15 protein-coding genes, 2 tRNA genes and 2 pseudogenes are annotated in these 20,066 nt (G+C 47.9%); 3 read left to right on the top strand and 16 right to left on the bottom strand.

Annotated features, from left to right (window positions below):
• Positions 1-81: 81 nt before the first annotated feature.
• The 6 genes from JFC05_RS04315 to JFC05_RS04290 form a co-directional block, all read right to left on the bottom strand.
• Positions 82-1,761, bottom strand: a complete 1,680-nt coding sequence (locus JFC05_RS04315; RefSeq protein ID WP_198335911.1) for an ABC transporter permease — start codon at positions 1,759-1,761, stop codon at positions 82-84.
• Between the two features lie 89 nt (positions 1,762-1,850).
• Entirely contained in the window at positions 1,851-2,972 is a 1,122-nt protein-coding gene (locus JFC05_RS04310; protein WP_198335910.1) for an extracellular solute-binding protein, read from the bottom strand.
• 323 nt (positions 2,973-3,295) lie between these two features.
• Entirely contained in the window at positions 3,296-4,015 is a 720-nt protein-coding gene (locus JFC05_RS04305) for a 16S rRNA (uracil(1498)-N(3))-methyltransferase (protein WP_198335909.1), read from the bottom strand.
• Positions 4,012-5,601 (bottom strand): 3-deoxy-D-manno-octulosonic acid transferase, encoded by a 1,590-nt coding sequence (locus tag JFC05_RS04300; protein ID WP_198335908.1) that lies wholly within the window; start codon positions 5,599-5,601, stop codon positions 4,012-4,014. Before JFC05_RS04300 ends, JFC05_RS04305 begins: the two co-directional genes overlap by 4 nt.
• A 383-nt stretch (positions 5,602-5,984) precedes the next feature.
• The gene (locus tag JFC05_RS04295; protein ID WP_198335907.1) at positions 5,985-7,568 is read right to left on the bottom strand and encodes a tetratricopeptide repeat protein; all 1,584 of its coding nucleotides are present in this window, start codon (positions 7,566-7,568) and stop codon (positions 5,985-5,987) included.
• A gap of 129 nt (positions 7,569-7,697) precedes the next feature.
• On the bottom strand, positions 7,698-9,353 hold the full coding sequence (locus tag JFC05_RS04290) for a cardiolipin synthase (RefSeq protein ID WP_227697400.1): 1,656 nt from the start codon (positions 9,351-9,353) through the stop codon (positions 7,698-7,700).
• Between the two features lie 211 nt (positions 9,354-9,564).
• Here JFC05_RS04290 and JFC05_RS04285 point away from each other — a divergent pair.
• Together JFC05_RS04285 and JFC05_RS04280 are read left to right on the top strand one after the other, a co-directional pair.
• Positions 9,565-9,640: transfer RNA gene (locus JFC05_RS04285), tRNA-Val, on the top strand.
• A gap of 50 nt (positions 9,641-9,690) precedes the next feature.
• Positions 9,691-9,767: transfer RNA gene (locus JFC05_RS04280), tRNA-Asp, on the top strand.
• A 202-nt stretch (positions 9,768-9,969) separates the two neighbouring features.
• Here JFC05_RS04280 and modB read toward each other — a convergent pair.
• From modB to surE, 10 genes and pseudogenes are all read right to left on the bottom strand, one after another.
• Positions 9,970-10,686 carry a molybdate ABC transporter permease subunit gene (gene modB, locus JFC05_RS04275; RefSeq protein WP_420850558.1) on the bottom strand — a complete coding sequence of 239 codons (717 nt, stop codon included), beginning with the start codon at positions 10,684-10,686 and terminating at the stop codon, positions 9,970-9,972.
• 42 nt (positions 10,687-10,728) lie between these two features.
• Positions 10,729-11,544 (bottom strand): molybdate ABC transporter substrate-binding protein, encoded by an 816-nt coding sequence (modA, locus tag JFC05_RS04270; protein WP_198335906.1) that lies wholly within the window; start codon positions 11,542-11,544, stop codon positions 10,729-10,731.
• Positions 11,537-11,668, bottom strand: a pseudogene (locus tag JFC05_RS04265) (molybdenum cofactor biosynthesis protein MoaE); the annotation flags it as partial. The gene modA and the pseudogene JFC05_RS04265, both read right to left, overlap by 8 nt.
• A gap of 135 nt (positions 11,669-11,803) precedes the next feature.
• Positions 11,804-12,580 (bottom strand): molybdenum cofactor guanylyltransferase, encoded by a 777-nt coding sequence (gene mobA / locus JFC05_RS04260; protein WP_198335905.1) that lies wholly within the window; start codon positions 12,578-12,580, stop codon positions 11,804-11,806.
• On the bottom strand, positions 12,573-13,112 hold the full coding sequence (moaB, locus tag JFC05_RS04255) for a molybdenum cofactor biosynthesis protein B (RefSeq protein ID WP_198335904.1): 540 nt from the start codon (positions 13,110-13,112) through the stop codon (positions 12,573-12,575). Before moaB ends, mobA begins: the two co-directional genes overlap by 8 nt.
• A 60-nt stretch (positions 13,113-13,172) precedes the next feature.
• A pseudogene (locus tag JFC05_RS12940) lies at positions 13,173-13,286 on the bottom strand (GTP 3',8-cyclase MoaA); the annotation flags it as partial.
• A gap of 67 nt (positions 13,287-13,353) precedes the next feature.
• Positions 13,354-14,658, bottom strand: coding sequence for a molybdopterin molybdotransferase MoeA (locus tag JFC05_RS04250; RefSeq protein ID WP_198335903.1), 1,305 nt, complete (start codon positions 14,656-14,658; stop codon positions 13,354-13,356).
• Positions 14,659-14,908: 250 nt separating this feature from the next.
• The gene (locus JFC05_RS04245; protein WP_198335902.1) at positions 14,909-16,213 is read right to left on the bottom strand and encodes a lytic murein transglycosylase; all 1,305 of its coding nucleotides are present in this window, start codon (positions 16,211-16,213) and stop codon (positions 14,909-14,911) included.
• A 219-nt stretch (positions 16,214-16,432) separates the two neighbouring features.
• Positions 16,433-17,233, bottom strand: coding sequence for a peptidoglycan DD-metalloendopeptidase family protein (locus JFC05_RS04240; protein ID WP_198335901.1), 801 nt, complete (start codon positions 17,231-17,233; stop codon positions 16,433-16,435).
• A gap of 163 nt (positions 17,234-17,396) precedes the next feature.
• Positions 17,397-18,293: a 5'/3'-nucleotidase SurE gene (gene surE / locus JFC05_RS04235; protein WP_198335900.1), complete on the bottom strand. Its 897-nt coding sequence runs from the start codon at positions 18,291-18,293 to the stop codon at positions 17,397-17,399.
• A gap of 642 nt (positions 18,294-18,935) precedes the next feature.
• On the opposite strand from surE, the gene JFC05_RS04230 reads away from it, so the two are divergent.
• On the top strand, positions 18,936-19,370 hold the full coding sequence (locus JFC05_RS04230) for an MCR_0457 family protein (RefSeq protein WP_075101516.1): 435 nt from the start codon (positions 18,936-18,938) through the stop codon (positions 19,368-19,370).
• Positions 19,371-20,066 lie beyond the last annotated feature (696 nt).

Genomic DNA, 20,066 nt, shown 5'->3' with positions numbered 1-20,066 from the left:
GCAGGTTTAAAGGACTCAGGCCACACAAGTCATAGACCGCATGCTGATAAAGTGCATAAGTCATACTGTCTAAAACTGCTGTTAGCCTTGTTTGTCACTTTGGCGTAGCAATATCCATACTGGTAGCAGCCCAACCAGCACGATTAAGAGACTTGGCAGCGCAGCTCGCCCCCACATGCCCTCGCTTGTCATCTCAAACACCCGCACCGCCAGCGTATCCCAGCCTTGCCGCCGCGTCATCAAAGTAATGGGCATCTCTTTCATTACCTCAACAAAACCCATGAGCAACGCTGTCAAAACCCCGGGGCTTAATACCGGCAGCATGACCTGTCGCCAGCGCTGATAAGCACTGTCACTGAGCAGTTTGGCCGCCGCTTCTTGATTGACCGTCAGGCGCTGCAACTGGCGATCGACAGGCTGAAAACTCACCGTCATAAAGCGCGTCGATAGAGCCAGCAGCATCACAATGACGCTGCCTGATAATATCTGCTGCGAGGTGATACCAAAGGCAATCATCTGATTGTCAAGCCATGCAATGGGAATAAATATCCCCACCGCCAGCACCGTACCTGGTACCACATAGCCTAGGTTTGCCAAGGTCGTCATCAGCTTGGTTGTTTTGTCAGGGTACTGACGCTTGATCCACGCGATGACAATCGCCAAAAAAGCAATAAATATCGTGGTCATACTCGCAATCATCAGGCTATTGGTGACAAAATCGATATAACGAGCATCGAAGTCTTGACGAAAATTGGCCGCCGTCCAGTAGATAAGCTGCAAAAACGGTATCAAAAAAGCCAGCGCAAACACTAGCGTGCACAGCAGCGCCATACCCCACTTAGCAGGTTTGCTCGCCTCAAAACGATGACTGCTGCCTTGGGTGACAGCAGTGCCGCGCTTGGCCTGCCAATACTGCTCAAACAACACCACGACAAAGACCACACCGATCAATAACGCGGCAAGCTGCGCGGCCGTGGTCAAGCTAAAAAACCCAAACCACGCCTTGTAGATCGCAGTGGTAAAGGTATCGACATTAAACACCGACACCGCGCCAAAGTCCGCCAAGGTCTCCATACTGGCCAACAGTAAACCGCCGATAATCCACGGCAAGGCTTGCGGCAAGGCCAAACGAAAAAACACCCGTCGACGGCTCAGCCCCAGCATTTGACCAGCTTCAATCGCCCGCCGACCTTGAGATAAAAACGCTTGACGCGCCAGCAGATATACATAAGGATAAAACGCCAGCGACAACACCAGCCCTGCGCCCCAGACATTTCGCACGGACGGAATCGCCATACTTATGCCCAAATCACGTAAGGCGGTCTGTAACGGCCCACTAAAATCCACAATACCGACGGTCACAAACGCCAAAACATAGGCAGGTATCGCCAGCGGCAACATCAACGCCCACGAAAAAAACCGCTGGCCAGGAAAGCGGTACATACTGGTCACCCACGCCAAGGCAGTACCGACTGTCCCAGAAATAACGGTGACCATCATCAATAAAATAGCGGTGTTTTTGAGCACTTGTGGCAGCACATACTCACGCATGTGTGTCCAAATATCAGCGACAGGCTGCGTCCAAGACAACAGTACGATCAAAATTGGCACCAGCATAAACAACGAAATCAGTCCTAAGACTGATTTTGAAAGAATGCGCTTACGCAAAGTGTGGTCTTGACTGACTGCTGAATGCCCGTCACTCATATCACCATCGACGATATCGCTTTGACTTACAGACGCATCTGGCGTTGTGATCATATCATTATTACCGTGTCATACTTATAGAGTCCACAAAACAACAAATACCAATCCCAAAGAAATTTGAGATTGGCATCAGTCATCGAGATCTATTTATAACCCGCTTTATCCATCATCTGAATGGCTTGGGTTTGCAGCTCACCAAATTTTTGTACATTGATGTCGTCTTTTTTGAAGCTGCCCCATGATCTTAGCATCTCAGACTCATCCACGCCTTCTTTGACCGGAAACTCCTTGTCAGAGCTGGCATAGATTCCTTGGGCTTCATCAGAAGACAACCATTCGATCAGCTTTAGCGTACCATCTGGATTGTCTGAGCCTGTGACCACACCGGCACCTGAGACGTTTACATGCGTACCAGTGGTGCCTTGATTGGCCCAAAATATTTTTACTGGGAAGTTTGGTTTTTCGTCCAATATACGGCCATAATAGTAGCTGTTGGCGATACCGACCTCACATTGACCCGCCGCGATCGCCTCTAGCATGCTGGTGTCATCACTGAACACATCTGTGGCTAAGTTATCTACCCAGCCGCGGATGATTTCTTCGGTTTTTTCTGCGCCCAAGTGCTCAATCATGCTAGCAACCAATGATTGGTTATAGACTTTCTTTGAGGTACGTAAGCATAGCTTGCCTTTCCATTTTGGATCAGCCAAATCTGCATAAGTTGACAGCTGATCGGCGCTGACCTTGCTTGGATCATAAAAGATCGTACGAGCGCGTAGTGACAGCCCTGTCCACTGGCCTTTTGGGTCACGATATTTGGCAGGGACATTGTTTTCGAGTACCGTCGAAGCCACAGGCTGGAGCAGGCCTTGCTGCGCGGCTTGCCATAAGTTGCCCGCATCGACGGTCAATAGCATGTCAGCTGGCGTGTTTTGGCCTTCTGCTTGCAAACGCGCCATTAGCGGGCCTGTCTTGTCCGTTACCAGCTCAATTTTTACGCCTGTCTCTTCGGTATAACGATCAAGCAGCGGCTTGATCAGCTGCTCATTACGAGAAGAATAAATAGTAATGGTTTGCCCATCTGCACTTGTGGCATCATCGGTGGTCGCTTGCGGCGCAGTGCTCTCGCTGGCCGTAGTCTCGGCGCTCTCTTCTGTCGTTGAGGAATTACTACAACCCGCTAGTCCGAGCATCATGCCACAGACGACAACAGGTAAAGTAAGCTTAGAAGCAGAACGCGTAGTGCTGATGGTGTTCAATGACATGGTTTTCCCCATAATAGTGCTATAAAAAAGGTGAGATAGATAAAATGGCGACGATATACAATGGTTATGTTATCAATAACAACACTTGCTGCAATACACGCTGACACAAGACGTTAATAATCATGTCAGGCATATCAGAATAGTCATGCCAGCTACTAGCAAGTTCCGTCACTGGCGATTGATAACCCCTAAATATATGGAAACAACATACTAATAGAAATGAGATTAATTATCAATAAATTTGTTTGAGCGAGACTTAGCCCCCATCTCCGCTCATTTTTGCCGTATTTTTAGGCCGTGTCTTCCCAACACAAACATAGCAATTAGAGCAACCACTGACCCAAGATGACATTGACCGCCGCCTCAGTACGTAAGATACGTGGACCAATGGTGACTGCCGTACAGCCTTGCTTGGCAAGTAAGTCAATCTCATAATCTATCCAGCCGCCCTCGCTACCGATACAAACCAAACTCGGTAGCGTCAATGATGACGGCTGGACGTATTGGGCAAATGATTGCGCGCTGTACGGGTGCGCCACGATGGCACGGCAAGTGATCAAGCCCGCCAGTTCATCTTCGACAAACGGCTTAAAACGCCTGGCCAACGTGATACGCGGCACGATGGTATCGACGCCTTGTTGTAGCCCCTCTAAGACAAACTCATCCAAACGATCGAGCATCGGGCTTTGCCAGTAGCTTTTTTGGGTGCGGTAGCTATTAATCAGGACGATATGTCGCACACCTAGCGCCGTCATATCCATGATTAGGCGGCGTAAGACCTTTGGCCGTGGCAGCGCCAACACCACCGTCAAATCAAGCTTTTTGGGCGGTGCGCAGCTCAGCTGTACATCGCATAGCTCGATTTTATCAGAGTGCATGCTTGCTATCTGCCCCGTACCGAGCTGGCCACCGAGCTGGCCTATTTTCAGCCTATCTCCGGCGGTGGCTGCCAGTACTTGAGTGACGTGCGTGATTTGCGCCGCGTCATCAATATAAGCGGTGTCTGCCGAAAAGTTGTCGCTGGGCAATAAGATACAGTTCATAAAGGCTCTTGGTGCGACTGCTGGGCAGTCACTTCTTCTATCATGGTCACTTGACGGGTCAGTACGGATTGTTGTTGTCTGGTCAGCCGCTCGCCTGCAAGCCCTGCCCGTTTGGCCAGTGCCAGATCATAAAGCCAAGCGGCTAACTGCTGGTAAATCAGCGTGGTTTCCGCACGGATGTCGCCAGCAGTATGGGCGGCAGACGCGCATGCCTCGTCTGTGAGACTAGCTGGTGCCGCCGTGTCAGGAGAAGTATGCGCGTGAGAGGTCGTCACAGGACGATAAAAAGCATTGTACGGCTGATACAGCGCCCCAACCTCAGCGAGCTTGTCGACCACGCTTTGGCACGACTGCGTATAGCGCCCCATGATGACAGGCGTGGCCACACTTGCCGGCTCCACAGGATTGTGTCCGCCGATATCGACAAGCGAGCCACCGACCAATGCCACATTAGCAAGCTGATACCATATCATCAGCTCGCCCATACTATCTGCCACATACACTTGCGTGGCTGCCTCAATCGACTCATCACGACTGCGCCGCGCCATCGTCAATGCCGACTTTTTGACGAGCTCGGCCACCTCATCAAAGCGTTCAGGATGTCTGGGCACGAGTACAAGCAGTGTATCGGTCAGTGCCGCCTGTGACAACAATTGCTGCTGTAGTGACAGGGCGATCTCTTCTTCGCCGCTGTGAGTGCTGGCCGCCACCCAAATCGGACGACCGGTGACTCCAAATCGCTCGGCCAGACTCGTCTGATCGCTGATGCTACCGTGCAGCGAATTGCTTTGCTCATCTACGCGCGGCTCACTGGCGCTGCTGTCCTGCTTTGGCGCATTGATGACCCATTTTAGCGAGCCTGCCACACGGATTTGGGCACTGCTGGCACCGAGCTGCCGAAAGCGCTTAGCAGATTCATTGTCTTGCGCGATGATTAAGGTAAGGTTTTTCATCATACTACGACTGACAGCAGCAATTTTTTGATAACTGGCAAAAGAAGACGCTGAGAGCCGGCCATTGACCAAAATACTGGGAATACGCTGTTCGGCCAATTTAGATAAGATATTTGCCCACAGCTCTGTCTCAACAAACAATGCCGCTATAGGCTGTACATGTGCCAAAAACGTCTCAATCACGACAGGGCTATCGACCGGCACATAACTATGGCTCATCTGGCCTTGGGCAATCTCATCAGCAAAACGGCTGGCACCACGGGCAAAACCCGTCTGAGTGGTATTGGTCAACCATATCTGATAACCCGCTGCCAATAACGCCTCCAGTAGCGGCGCGACCGTATTGGTCTCACCCAATGAAACCGCATGACACCAGATAACGCCATGATGCGTCATATTATCGCTCACAGCTATAGGAGGCGAGGGATAATGCTTACCAAAGCGCTGCGCCACTTCTTGCTGATAGTTGTCGCGCTGGTGCGAGCGTCGCCATACTTGCAGTCGATACAAGGGCTTTAGGACATTGATGGCGCATTGATAATAAAACGGCGGCTGATACACCGCATGATTAAGCCCTGATACTGAATCAGATCTCTGCGAAACGTGCTCAGATGGCGTAGGAGAAGATGACATAACGTCGCCCAGATTGGTAATGAATCAGATTATATGGTCAATCCACTATAAAAGAATGACAGTATTAAACGCGCTTGAAGTATTACACATACCGATACACTCGTATATGTCTGTACTTGGCTGCTATGGGTTTTTCAGATTGAATCAATGATGACAAAATGCCAATAAAAAACGCGCCAATTCTACCTCAATTTGACACTGAACAACACGCCTTTAATTACTGCCCGCCATCAGTATAAGCAGTCCAAAATAAAAGGGAAACGTTAAGAATTGCGTTCTGCTGGTATAAATTTTTCTCGCTTGCTGTGCGCTTTGCACTCCAGAGGCTTCAAAAAATTCATCCCAGCAGTACTGTGTTCTTTTTAGATTGAAACGACTATATGTTAAACAATGATAAATATCAGTATCGCCACCATAACGACAGAAGCGAGCAGCAACTGATAGCGCTTGCTACTATGCTGCTCTTGTTTTTGGGTGGTGATCAGCGCTTGCGCTTGCTGCCACTGCTCGAGCACACTTGCTGCTTCTGCATGACCGTTTTTTGCCGCTTGCTCGAGCCAATATTTACCATTGTCGATATCTTGCGCCACCCCCAGTCCTTGGTAGTACATCTTACTTAGCAAACGCTGACCACGGCTGTCGTTTTTGCTTGCCGCTTGCTTGACCCATTCAGCGCCCGCTGCCAGCGCCGCCTCTGTCTCGGCTGTGACACCTTCGCCGAGCAGCTCATACATTGCCAAGCGTAGCATGGCAGCAGTATTACCCGCCTCTGCTGCGGTTTGTAATTTGAGTAGTGCTTGTTTTTTTACAGCCAAATGCTTTGGGGCAAATTTCACCTGCGCGCGTGGTGTGTTTTGCTTGGCAATATACTGCTCGAACTGCTCTAGAATGCGACTGGCTTGCTCATAGTCTGACTCGCCAGCGCTCTGCATGACCTCAATGTCCTTTAGCTCAGACATTAGCTGAGTAAACAGCTCGGGCGTAGGCGATAGTTTGGCGTTCGGTGCCAATGGTTCTGGGGGTGCTTGGGATGATTGGGGTGATTGATGTTTTGAAGGCTGAGGTGTTGAAAGCTGGAGCGTTGAAGGTGCTGGTTGCTGAGTGCGCGGCGAGGCAGGTTCAGTTATCATTGATGCGTCATGGGATAAGTTACTAATTGAGGTTTGTGCTTTATCGAGCGATACGTCACTGAAGGCAATTTGGCTATCTGCCGTGGGCACGGTACTGACGCGCGCGCCTGCTTTTGTGTCATCATCGATACTGACTTGGCGGTCTATGCTATCGATGCCAGCAGCGCTATTGCGGCTGTCAGCATCCTTATTTATAGTGATGCTGTCTTTGGTAAAAGAGGGCGCGGTATCGAGTGCATCAGTGCTATGAATGCTGGGCTTATGTGCCGCAGGCAATCTGGCGCTCACCGCTTGATATAGTCCGCTTGCCACCTGATCACCTTGCACAGCAACAAAGGGGCGATCGATATGGCCAAACAGCCGCAGCCCGATAGGCTCTAACGCAAAAAACAACGGCGGCTTATCCGCCTCAGTCGCCTCAGTCGCCTCATTATCCTCACGATAGACGACCGCCATATGCTGATAAAAATCCTCACGAATGAGCGCAAGCTCAGGATAACGCTTGCCTAATTCAAACTGCCCGTACCAGTGCGGCGTCTGCTGCCAGTGCTGCGCCAGCACGCGACCTGCATAAAACGCCAAAAACACCATCAAATTGCGATAGTGCTCATCAACCAGCAGCATCTCTTCAGACCAGCGCTCTGTTTTGATCAGCTCGCGGCGTATCTGAGACAGCAAGGTATCGACGCGCTGCAAGCTTGCCAGCGACTCATCCAGCATACAAGCGCGCAGCTGGCTTTCATAAGCCATACCGCCTGCGATAGGACGATTGGCCAAAAAATCCTGCCAATAACCAGCTGCCATATAATCAAGGGGCGTTACGGGCGATGCAGCCATAAACCAGCGTGTCCTTTATTTAAATATTCAAAAATTTAGTCAAAAATCGGTAACACAGCGCATTTATCGACCAGCTTACTTACTAAGCGGCAGCGAGCGCCTGCTTACCTTATCCTAAAATACCACAGGCTACAATAACGGACTAAACAGACGCACCACGTTATCAAACAGTCGCTCCGCACCATGCCGCTGCTGCCACGCCTCAAGACTCACATAGCGACAGCTTTGTAAATACACCTCTTGACACTCTGCCACCTGTGCGACCATCTCTGGCGTATAAATCGCCAAGCTGACCTCCATGTTTAAATAAAAGCTGCGCATATCAATATTTACCGTCCCAAAGAGACAATAGTCATCATCGACGACCACCGTTTTGGTATGCAGCAGTCCGCCTGTAAACAAAGCGATGTTGACCCCCGCCTCTAGCAGCTCTTGATAATACGCTTGTGAGGCGTGCTGCACCAAAAACGAATCGACCTTTTCCGGTACAATCAGCGTCACCTCGACCCCGCGCTTTGCGGCAATGGTCAGCGCTCCTGATAGCGCCTCATCAGGCACAAAATACGGCGTGGTAATGCGAATGCGTTTATTGGCGCGATGAATGACCGTCACCAAAGTGTTATAAATCACATGTGCTGTGACTTGCGGTGCTGAGGGTATGAGCTGCGCCAACACGCCTTTTACGATTGGTTTTTTGGGTATCACAATCGACGTCGAGCCAATATCTGGCTGCTCGTGATAATCAATGTGATCGCTCAATACTTTTACGCGACTGTTTAAGTCGTTGATGGTCGGATCCATCACATAGAGCTTTCGCGTATAGTTATTGACTCGCTGATTGAGCGCATCTAGGTTTTCGTTGTTTTCGGCGCCGATATCGGTCACCACCACTTTTGCCATCGCCGTCGCGATACTAATCGCTTGCTGACTGGTCGCCCGAATCGCCACATCAATCCATTGACCGACGTTTTTGTTTTGTTTAAAAAACCTTGGGTCCACCAGATTAAAGCTACCGATATAGCCAATATACTCATCAATCACCACAATCTTGCGATGATTGCGCAAATCAGAGCGCTTAAAGAGCGTCTTAAATAAGCCCACAGGAAGCGACTGATGGACAAACACCCCCGCCCGCTCAAGCGTACGATGCGCGCTACTATTAAAAAAGCTAAAACTGCCCACACTATCGGCCAACAGATGACACTCTACCCCGCGCCGCGCCGCCGCCGCCAGCGCCTCTATCAGCTCTAGTACCTGCCCTTTTGGATAGACAATATAAAACTCCATAAAAACAGTCCGCTGAGCGGCATTGATATCATCGATTAAGCTGTTAAAGATCGCGCTCGGCTCTGTCAACAGCTGCATATTGTGATCTGGAAACACGCCAAACCCTGTCCAGCGCGTCCCTATCTGACTGACACCGCGATAGTTGGGCGGTAGCAGCTCTTGACCTTGATCAAACACCAAATGCTCACGCCGTGCCATATCATTCATCAATAGACTGGCTTGATCCACCCGCTCACGATAACGGCGGCCAATCATCGGCTCACCCAACAAAATATAGGCGATAAAACCAAACACCGGCAATGTATAAAGAACCGCAACCCAAGCGATAGACACGCCGATATTACGCTGCACAGATACGATACGCAGCGTCATTACTATCATCAGCACAATATGCAATACCAGACCCAATCCGGCAAAATCGCCCCAAGACCAAGTCGTAAAGTACTGTTCAATAGCAAAAGTATCTATGCTCGCCTCCAACCATTCAGATAAAATCAATGACCTTTATAAAACATTCAGTAGTATAGTAGCTTTTCATCTTCAAACAACAGATAACTATCATAAGTGTTTTACAGAAAACACTGTTGTTTTTTTAGATTTTATGACAATAAATCAACGGCTTAAAAATATATTTTCGATTATTTGCTAAAATAATCAAAATATCGTTTGACAGCCATATCTAAATCTATATAATACACACCCACAGAGCGGGTGATTAGCTCAGTTGGTAGAGCGTCTGCCTTACACGCAGAATGTCGGCGGTTCGAATCCGTCATCACCCACCACTTACTAGCAAGCGGGCCTTTTATAAAGGCAAGATGCTAAGACGACCTAAGCAGCGGTAGTTCAGTTGGTTAGAATACCGGCCTGTCACGCCGGGGGTCGCGGGTTCGAGTCCCGTCCGCTGCGCCATATTTAAAACGAATTTAGACCTTTGGGTTTAAGCAAGTTTCGCCTCAAGCATTAGATTGTTTGGGGTTTTTTTGTGTCTGTGTTTGTGTCTGTGTTTGTGTTTTTTGTCTATGTTCCTTCTAATATAACTACCTCTCGATAAGCATCTATTTTGTGTTAGCAATAGTTATAATCATCCAACGGGCGTGCAGGTATTTTAGTATTATGGACGCTGACTCATGCGACTCACACTAGCAATCAACGCCACCATTACCACGCCCATGATAATCAAAATGCCAGACATCATATGCGCTGCCTCATAGTTGAGCGCTTCGACTTGCTCGTATATCGCAATCGACACTACCTTGGTCTCACCTGAGATACTACCTCCGATCATCAGTACCACACCGAACTCACCAATGGTATGGGCAAAGCTCACCAAACTACCCAAAATAATACCCACGCGCGCTTGCGGTAAGGCTACCTTGACGAAGCGGCGCAGACGACTGGGTTCTAAAAGATGCGCGACTTCTGTGACACTTTGGGGAATACGCAAAAACTGTGCATACGATGGCTGTATATAAAAAGGCAGTGAGTAAATAATAGAGCCAACTACTAGACCTTCAAAAGTAAAAATAAGCGGACTAATATTGTGCTCATGAAGATAGTGACCGATACCAGCGCTAGGGCTTAGCAAAAGCAGTAAGTAAAACCCAATCACAGTGGGCGGCAAGACCAGCGGCATAGCGATAATACCCATCAGCACTACCTTTACCCGTGCAATGATACGTCCACGACTGGGCTTGGCTAGCCAATAGGCCACAGGAGTGGCAAAAAACAGTAGACACAAAGTGGTGGCGGTGGCGAGCTTAAGACTGACTAAGAAAGGCGCGAGCATGTCTGACATTAGCGATGAATCTATCATGATGTCATTTCTCATGGCTCATTGTATTCACAAAGGTTTATTGTATCTAAGAGATTGCTATTGCACGGTTAAATACCCTGCTTGTAAGAAGTATCGCTGCCCCTCGGCTGAACGCAAATAGTTCGTAAAATCTATGGTAGCAGGTTTATCACTAATGATAATACCATCTTGCAAAATAGCCGGATAAGACTCAGGCGCTAAGGTAATAAATTGCTCAGGTTTCGCATTGATAGCGCTAATTTGTGATTGCGCGACAAAGCCATAATCGACACTGCCTGTATACGCATATTGAAAGGCTTGCCCGATGTTTTCTGCTTGTATTATGCGTTTTTGCTGCACTAAAGGGTCATATAACTTTTGCGCCTGCAAGTAAGACTGTGCCGACGCGCCATAAGGTGCAAGCTCAGGACTGGCGATAGCAATCTTGCTACTGCTGTCGCTTATCAACATATCACTCAGCGCTTTTGGACCAAATTCATCCAAAGGTTTGTTGACGCTATATAGTGCCAGCTGACCTTGCGTATAGGTAAAAGGTTGATGCGTCGTACTATCTTTGGGAATCTTATCAGCAAGCTTAGCAGGGAACTCTTGATTGGCTGATAAAAACATATCATAAGGCGCGCCTGCTATTATTTGCGCATACAACTTGCCAGATGAGGCATACGTGACTTCTATATTGTCCTTGGACAGCTTATTAGCGGTTTGATAGCCATCAATAACCTCAGGCAGTACATCCGATAAATTGGCGGCGGCGGCGATACGTAGCGTCTGCAATTGCTTAGATTCATTATCAGTAGAGGTATCGGTAGCACTCTTTGACGTACAAGCACTTAAGGCCAATAGCGCACCACATAAAACGGCTACTTTAACCATTGTTGCTCAGCCATTTAGAGGGCGCATCCTTGTAATACTCTTGCTTCCATACAGGAATATCAGCCTTAATGGCATCGAGTATCCAGCGGCAGGCATCATACGCGGGATAACGATGGGTATAGACCTCATCAACGCTGTGTTTGATGGTCATAGAATGGCTGTGGACGTTGTCTGTCATATGTTATCTCTACTCATGGTTTCTACTTACTATCTCTACCCCCTTGCCTAGCCGCCTGCGACTGGGGTGATAAATACCACGCTATAGAGTACTTAGCGAGTGGCAGGCGCGCTCAAAGTCTGTAGGCGTATTAAAGTTGGTCAAATACTGCCAACTGTTTGGAAAAGATGCCGCTTGTAAATAAGGTGTGATAAAGGGCATAACTCGCCGCGCGCCATTATCGATATAGGCCTTTAAATCAGGCTCAAGGCTTAATCGATAAAGCCCTAACAACGGATATAAGTGACTGTCATCAGCTAAGCAAATCACCTTTTTATCAGCTGCTTGGTTTTTGGTTATTTGAGTCGCTATCGGCTGCAACTTTTGCCATAAGTCGATGGCTGGTATCAAGCTGTCACAGCTAATCACCAATAACCATAATGACTGATTTTCTGTTAACGCATTTAATGATTGAGACTTTATTACCGTTTGCAAAGCCGACTCGATAGCGACCAATGCCCCGCCCGTCTTGATATTATCATCAATCTTTTTATTAATCTTCTCATTTTGGTTTTTATCTTGACTATCAGCGCTAGTATAATCAGCAATGTGCATGATAGCGGCTTGCGGCTGGCTAGATTTGAGTGCTGAATCAACGTCAAATCCGCGACCATTATCAGCAATCATAATAGGGATATCTTTATTATTACCAGTATCAAACGTAGCCAAATTCAGCGTGTGTCTGACGTGATAATCCAGCAGACGCTCACCTGTCGGCAATCTAAGCTGGGCTTTTGCCGCGCCCATCCGTGTAGACGCGCCGCCTGCCAAAATGACCACGCCTGCCAAATGAGCCGAGTCTTTTATAACGTCAGTCATGTGAATTATGAGTCGGGTTTTGTGCCATAAAATGCGGTACAAAGTTGCACGGACGCGTACGGCTATCGAGCTGCTCTTTCAAGATACTCTCCCACCCTGTACGGCACGCGCCCGATGAGCCTGGCAAACAAAAAATACCGGTATGATTTGCCATGCCTGCAACGGCGCGCGACTGCACCGTAGACATGCCAATCTCCTCTTTTGAGATCAGGCGGAACATCTCACCAAAACCATCGATCGATTTATCAAATAAGACCTTCACCGCCTCTGGCATGCTATCTCTGATAAAAAACCCCGTACCGCCCGTGGTAATCACCGCATGCACGTTTGGATCGGCAATCCAGCCGCTAATCACTGCTCGTATCTGATAAATATCATCGCTAATGAGCTTGCGATCAGCCAAGTTATGACCTGCCTCGGTCAGGCTGCCTGCTAGGTACTGACCCGAAGTATCTTCTGCCAGCGTACGACTGTCAGAAACCGTTAAAATAGCAATATTAAGCGGTATAAAATGGGTGGCAGGCTTACTCATAAAAACTCCTTCACATACAGATTTAAATAATCAAAAAAGTGACAACTGACCTACCCACCGATAATCGATAATACTATCCGAATGCGCATGCTGGGCAAAAAACAGATCGCTGTTGTCGCTTGTCTGCATAAATTCTATAAAGCGATAAGTAACGGGTCGGTCTTTGATATAGTCGGTTGAGCACGGCCGATGCTAAGCTTGTCATCATTCATAATTTACTGCCAATTACGATTTATACGTCTCATCTATTCGTCTGATGGAGCCAAGGAAAAGGTTGCACCGTGACTCTACTACCTGCTGCGACATCACCACTGTCTTTGTCCAACACGACAAAGCAGTTGGCGAGGCTAAGCTGTTTGATTCTATGCGACTGCTGCCTGGCAAAACACTCCACTTCATACTCGCCTGTAGCGTTTTGCATCAATACGCCGCGCTGAAAATCTTTGCGACCGACTGATTTTTTGATGTCGTTTGTTAGTTTAGCGTTGATATGTATTTGCATCGGCTGCTCAGATACGCGCGCGCCTGATAATTGCCATAGTGCCGGTAGCACAAACTGTAGCGTACCAACGACTGTCGATAAGGGGTTACCAGGTAAGCCAAAGTACAGTACTGGTTTATCCAAATCTTTAGCCAGCTCCCCAAACACAAAAGGCTTACCAGGCTTCATTGCCACTTTGTAATGGTTAATTTGCCCAAGCTGCTCGATGACGGTAGTCAAAAAATCATAATCACCCACCGACACGCCAGCGGTCGAGATTAGCACATCACAGTCTTGCATAGCCTCATTAATAGCAGTCGTGGTCTTATCCAAATCATCAGGGATAATGCCGTAGTCGCGAATGGTAATCGGCAAACCAGCCAGCAAAGTCTTTAACGTTGGGGTGTTGGAGTTGTATATTTGCGCTAGACTTGCCAGCTCATCACCGACAGCCACCAGCTCATCGCCCGTTGCCAGTAGCCCGACGATAAGCGGCGCAAAGACGCTGACTTGGCTGATACCTAAGCTTGCAAGTAGGCTAATATCAGCAGGGTTTATGCGCTTACCGACTGTCAACACCGCTTCACCTGCCTCTATCTCTTCGCCTTGCCGGCGAATATTGCTATCCACTTTGGCCGCTTGGGTCAGTGTTACCCGATAAGGCTTTGCTTTGTCGATTGTGTCTTTTATTTTTGCAAAGTTGGTGTTTTCTTGCATGATGACAGTATCGCAGCTATCAGGCACCACCGCCCCTGTAAAAATCCGTACGCCCTGCCCTGCTACAAGCCGATCTGTATAAGCGCTGCCCGCTTGTGACTCACCGATGATCTCGATAGTGCTATCTGCCGATAGTTCGCTGCCTTGCGCGATAGCATAACCATCCATCGACGATAGGTTTTGTCTGGGTATATCAAAAGGCGAGGCGATATCTTGCGCCAGTATTTGATTGCCGCTGTCTTGCAAAGCGCACGTCCTAATAGCTCTTTGCCTTAGAGAAAAATCATTATTATTGTAATCTTCTACGCGCGCTTTTATCGCTAATTGCAAGGCTTCCATGGTAATCATAAAAGGGTACTCTTCTTTTTTTGACGGCTATTAAATCGCTCAATGAGCAGCTATTTTTCTCGCGTATCAGATTGACTATAACTGATATAGCAATCCTAGACTAGCGCAAAAAAAGCACCTAATAAGGTGCTTTTTGTTGTAGTTGTTAACGGCTTACTGTAGAGCCTAGCAAGAACGTGAGCAAAATGCCTTCTTTAACAGCTTAATATTAATAGCCAACCAGATGACACAGCCAGTTTAACAGCCTAGCTCACCATGAGGCTAGGCTTGCAGCACTGCGCTGAGTAATAAAGCCATCTGGCGTCTGGCCATTATCTGCTTGCCAACGCTGAAACGCCCTACGCGTATTGGTGCCTACGATACCGTCAGCACCTTTGGTATCGTAACCCATGCTGGTCAGACGCTGCTGGAGATTGCGTACTTGCACAGTCGATAATGGGCGCTCATAACGTGGCCATGATTTATATAGACCGCCTTGCCCTGCCAGCGCTTTGCCCAACAAGCTGACCCCTAGGGCATAGCTTGATGAATTATTATAGACTTTGATCACATCAAAATTGGGACTGAGCAGCAGTGCAGGACCATCTTTGCCAGCCGGTAGCCACAACTCCATCTGAGTATTGGCATCCAAAGACACATCATCGATGGTATCGATACCAAGCGCCGCCCATCTGGCCGCCGACTGTTTACTGCCAACAACGGCATAATCAAAAGATGCAGGAATCCTCACTTCATAAAAAGGCGCTAAGCCGCGTACCCAGCCTGAGTTACTCAGATAATTGGCAGTAGACGCCAATGCATCTCCCGTTGCCCAAGGGTTGCGGTGACCATCACCATCGCCATCTACCCCTTGTTTGAGCCAAGTATCAGGGATGAATTGGGTTTGCCCCATGCCGCCCGCCCAAGAGCCATCAAGCTGTGACCATGACACATCGCCGCGCTGCAATAACGAAGCAAGCGACAACAACTGAGTTTCGGCAAACTCTTGGCGACGACCGTCATAGGCAAGGCTGGCAAGCGAGCTTGGAATGCTACTGTTGCCCGTCACCGCGCCATACGAAGACTCCATCCCCCATATTGCCGCGATGATTTCGGCATTGACGCCATACTGCGACTGTAACTGGGACAAAAACGCCCGCTGCTCTGCAAACTTACGCTTACCTGTGCTGACTCTGCCGTCTGATACCGCCGAATCCACATACTCCCACGGCATTTTAGAAAACTCAGGCTGCCCTGAGTCTAAAGAGATGACTTGCTGATTGAGATACGCCAAATCTAGCAGGCGGCGAATGGTCTGTGCATCATAACCTGACGCCATGGCGCGCATAGAAAAATCCGACTTCCAGTCAGAAAAACTGCCATAGCTTGGTTTTGCGACTGGCTGGGGTTTGACAGCAGGCTTGGGGGTCGGCTTGACTTGAATGGTCTGAGTTTGAGTAATTTGCACGTTAGCCTGACGCACAGGTTTGCTAGGTTTTTGCATCGCTTGTTGGCTGGTACAGCCCACCATGACTAGCGCTGGGAAAAGAGCAATATAGTGTTTTTTTAAAATCATAAGAAGTCTCAGGTGTGAATAAGTACTATCGGTAAGCCATACCGTTGCCAAAAATCAGAGTAATGAGCATAGAGTAACTATATACCACTCATCAACATATCGCTCATCAGTCGTTTATCATCTTTTTAGGACTTGGGATAACTTAGCAAATAAAAACCAGCAGCGGTAGAGCAGCAATGCTAGGCCGTGCTGCACAATCAATCATGGCACTGACAAAGACTAGCGTCCCAATACTGCCCGTGGATCAATAGGGTTGCCATTTAAGCGTACTTGAAACTCCAGGCCCACTTGATTGGTTTGGCCACTACTCCCCATATTGGCAATACGTTGGCCTCGCTGCACCGCGTCCCCTTCTTTAACCAAAAGTTGGCTGTTGTGAGCGTAGGCGGTGATATAGTTGTCACTATGACGAATCATGATCAGATTGCCATATTCAGGCAGACCGTTACCTGCATATAGCACTGTCCCTGATTGGCTCGCCAGTACAGGGTCGCCGATATTGCCAGCAAACCACATGCCCATCGTGCCAGCCGCCGCATCAAAGTTACGTGTCACTTGGTTGTGGCTCGGGTACTCATAGCCTGACGTGGCGTTTGCCGTGACTTCATAGACAGGGCTGGTGTTATTAGGTGTACTGGTGACAGGTGGGTTGTAAGTAGGCTGTGGCCGTGTCTGAGCAGGCGCGTTATAGCGATTGTTATTGGCAGCATTTGGCTGTCCTTGCCAGAGCTTTAGCCATTGGCCACTATAGATGGTGTATTTGCTATCTAAGCCATTGATCGCGCCAATTTGACGATAATTTAGGCGATAACGGGCGGCGATTTGGCTGACGGTATCACCGCGCTGGACCAGATGGTAGTTAGGAACCCCTTGTGCGTTGGTGATGATCTTGGGCGCAGCTTGGTTTGCTGTCTGATAAGTAGGTTTGGTGGCACAGCCTACCATCGTTAGCGCAGCGGCGGCCATGCTACCAATCAACACCGACGTTGCAAGGTGCGATCCTGTGTTAAGCTTTTTCATACAAGGTTCCTATTCTTTCTCTCACTCATCAGTTTTTGTCTCATTGAGTGGTTTGTGTGCCACTCATACGTATTATGCTTTTTGGGTTATCTATCCTATGGCCACAGACCTCAGCTGTCTATGATTTGTGCTATTACTCCTGCCTTTATCGCCTCAATTATCTTCATAAGGCCAAACTCGACAACGTCTCTAACGCAGCTTTTGGCGCATGGTGTAATCGCACAGGCGATAGGCTGATATAGTTTTCGGCCACGGCTTTATCGTCGTTCATCACACCTGCCACCTCATAGGTTTGCTGGTATAAGGGGTTAAGCGCCTGACGATCTGGTAATCGGGTCGTTTCGTCACCCTCCTCATCATTTCGCACTGATGCGGCGTGGGCGTTTTTGCGTTTGCGTAACGACAGCCAATACGCATCTCGCCCGCGCGGATCCACCATGTGATGGACGGGGCGCGCAATCTGAGCATGGCCAAGCGTGGTGATTTTTCGGCCTTTTATCTCAGCACTACTGTGCACATCAGGAATATTAACGTTTAATACGTGATAGGGCAAACTTTTACACATCGACAAAATGGCGGTCTCACGAATGAGCTTGGCAATCTCCTCAGCAGCCACTTTATAGTGACTGGCATCCTCTTGCCCTCGTCGTTTGCCTGTCTTTTTTCCTTTGACACCGCCGCCTACCAAAGAAGTGGCAATCGCGGGTATACCAAAAATCTGAGCGGTCAATGCCGCGCCAAAGGTACCAGAAAACAAGACATCTTGTCCCAAATTGGCGCCTGAATTGATGCCGGTGACGATACAATCAAAGTCCGTATCACGGTACAGCTCGTGCAATGCCAGATAAATACAGTCGGCAGGAGAGCCATTGACAGCGACAAAACCTGACGGCAACTGATGAGCATACAGCGGCTTTGAGACACTAAGCGAGCTTGCGCAGCCACTTTGCTCTTCGCTTGGGGCGACGACGACTACCTCACCGATGGTCGATAGTGCCTGAGCCAATGCCAATAGTCCTGGCGCGTGTACGCCATCATCATTGCTAAGTAAAAATCTCATATTTGCTCGTTGTTTTTGTCTTTGACCGTTTGTCTGCTTTTCAGCCTTTTTGTCATAATATTGCTATACTCGGCGCAGCATTGCTTAGATGATAGGCCATCATGAAAACGGTTGATTGGTAAAATTTATCGCCCAATGATACCTTCTTCCTTATACTTATAAATTGTGCCAACTCACTACCCATGGTAAAGATCATCAGCGCGCCCTGCTGATATCGTAAGTAAAAGCGCAAAAAAGCAAAAGGGCAAAAATAAATGGCGATTATACCCCAATCATACACTGACGCACACATAGCAGACCAAACCATAGATGCAATAGATACAAATATGAAGGCTCACATCCTACAGTATTCAAGGCTTTACAGCTTTATCCTGAACTATTTATGGCAGAGCGTCATACCGACAGTACAGATTAAATGATAAGCAAAAACTTGCCATTAGGTTACAATAGGCAACAACGCACTACAATACAAACTTATACTTTTAGGCGGACGTAACTTAGCTGACGATGCTGCTGATATGTTGCTGCAAGATGGCTTTGGCTCACAATATATCTACACATAAATCAATATTTTATGTGACTTTTGTTTTTTTACCCATTAACATATGACCATTAAATAAAGATAAGCGAGTGTAATACAGAATGAAAAATCAATCGATATTATCTATAGCTTCTGTGCTAGCGAAGACCGCATCCAAGGTAGGTCTTGCAGGACTGATAACGTCTGTTGCCATGCTGTCTCAAGCCTCCTATGCGGCAAACAATGCTGCGACGACCATTCCTTTAGACATGTCTGGTATCAACATCACCAAGCATGAAATCGCTGTGATGCAAGTGCTTTCAGAGATTTGTCCGCCGATGCTAAACGGTAAGCAAAAACAGCGTTTTTATAAGTCTTATAACGTGCAGTTGCACGAGCTGATGCCGTCACTAGAAGACCCCAAAGCGGCGATTCAATACCTATCAACGCAGCAAGACTATCGCCAAATTCTCCAAGGCATCCGTAGCTGGACGATGGGGTTTTCTAAGCAAGACAACCGAGCGCTGTGCGAAGATTTGGCCAATGCTGAATACTAGTACCCCCTCATCACCACTTATGATAAGCATAATAAGACAGACGATTTAAAAAAATAAAAAAAACGTGCCACTGTGCTTTTGACGCCAAAATAACATTGATCATCAACGACAATAAAAAACGACACAAGCGGGCGTCCAGAGCGAGACAAAGCGTCAAGATTTTTAATGTCTTTAATATTTTCTGACGAGTGATAGATGACATAAAAGCTTGCTGTATTGCCAGAAGATGGGCCATGCAGCAGGCTTTTTTGCAACCGAAGATCGCGCTGGGTTTGTTTTTTAAGATACCTTATATAGTTGATACACTCTAAAAATGTCATAGCGCTACTGGGATGAATTTTGCGCAGCCTCTGGGAACGCAGCACGCAAGTAAAATTTATACCAGTAGCGCGTTTAAATTCATAACAGTTTTACATTCAGCTAACTATAGATAGGTGAAGATAGCCTGAGTTACGTGATAAACGCAATAAGCGAACATAGACATAAGCAAGGCTTTTTATTTTTGGTGGTGCCTTATTTTTTGCAGTTATCGATTCCCCATCGGTTATCATTTTGCTAAGATAAGGCGTTAATTTTATGTCTGTCGCACCATCGTCACTGCCATCATTAATCCCTTGTTTTTGAATATAATATTTAAGACATACGAAAAAAATGACCGAGGTTTGGGGCGAGTCGCAAGCGGCAGATACATTTGGT

Source organism: Psychrobacter celer, assembly GCF_016107555.1.
GTDB classification, from domain to species: Bacteria; Pseudomonadota; Gammaproteobacteria; order Pseudomonadales; family Moraxellaceae; genus Psychrobacter; species Psychrobacter celer.
This window is presented reverse-complemented; position numbering and strand designations above follow the sequence as displayed.

Bases quoted from the DNA above. Each gene is read 5' to 3' on its own strand.
- JFC05_RS04315 (WP_198335911.1), bottom strand. From the start codon at position 1,761: ATGATCACAACGCCAGATGCGTCTGTAAGTCAAAGCGATATCGTCGAT.
- JFC05_RS04310 (WP_198335910.1), bottom strand. From the start codon at position 2,972: ATGTCATTGAACACCATCAGCACTACGCGTTCTGCTTCTAAGCTTACT.
- JFC05_RS04305 (WP_198335909.1), bottom strand. From the start codon at position 4,015: ATGAACTGTATCTTATTGCCCAGCGACAACTTTTCGGCAGACACCGCT.
- JFC05_RS04300 (WP_198335908.1), bottom strand. From the start codon at position 5,601: ATGTCATCTTCTCCTACGCCATCTGAGCACGTTTCGCAGAGATCTGAT.
- JFC05_RS04295 (WP_198335907.1), bottom strand. From the start codon at position 7,568: ATGGCTGCATCGCCCGTAACGCCCCTTGATTATATGGCAGCTGGTTAT.
- modB (WP_420850558.1), bottom strand. From the start codon at position 10,686: ATGAGAAATGACATCATGATAGATTCATCGCTAATGTCAGACATGCTC.
- modA (WP_198335906.1), bottom strand. From the start codon at position 11,544: ATGGTTAAAGTAGCCGTTTTATGTGGTGCGCTATTGGCCTTAAGTGCT.
- mobA (WP_198335905.1), bottom strand. From the start codon at position 12,580: ATGACTGACGTTATAAAAGACTCGGCTCATTTGGCAGGCGTGGTCATT.
- moaB (WP_198335904.1), bottom strand. From the start codon at position 13,112: ATGAGTAAGCCTGCCACCCATTTTATACCGCTTAATATTGCTATTTTA.
- JFC05_RS04250 (WP_198335903.1), bottom strand. From the start codon at position 14,658: ATGATTACCATGGAAGCCTTGCAATTAGCGATAAAAGCGCGCGTAGAA.
- JFC05_RS04245 (WP_198335902.1), bottom strand. From the start codon at position 16,213: ATGATTTTAAAAAAACACTATATTGCTCTTTTCCCAGCGCTAGTCATG.
- JFC05_RS04240 (WP_198335901.1), bottom strand. From the start codon at position 17,233: ATGAAAAAGCTTAACACAGGATCGCACCTTGCAACGTCGGTGTTGATT.
- surE (WP_198335900.1), bottom strand. From the start codon at position 18,293: ATGAGATTTTTACTTAGCAATGATGATGGCGTACACGCGCCAGGACTA.
- JFC05_RS04230 (WP_075101516.1), top strand. From the start codon at position 18,936: ATGAAAAATCAATCGATATTATCTATAGCTTCTGTGCTAGCGAAGACC.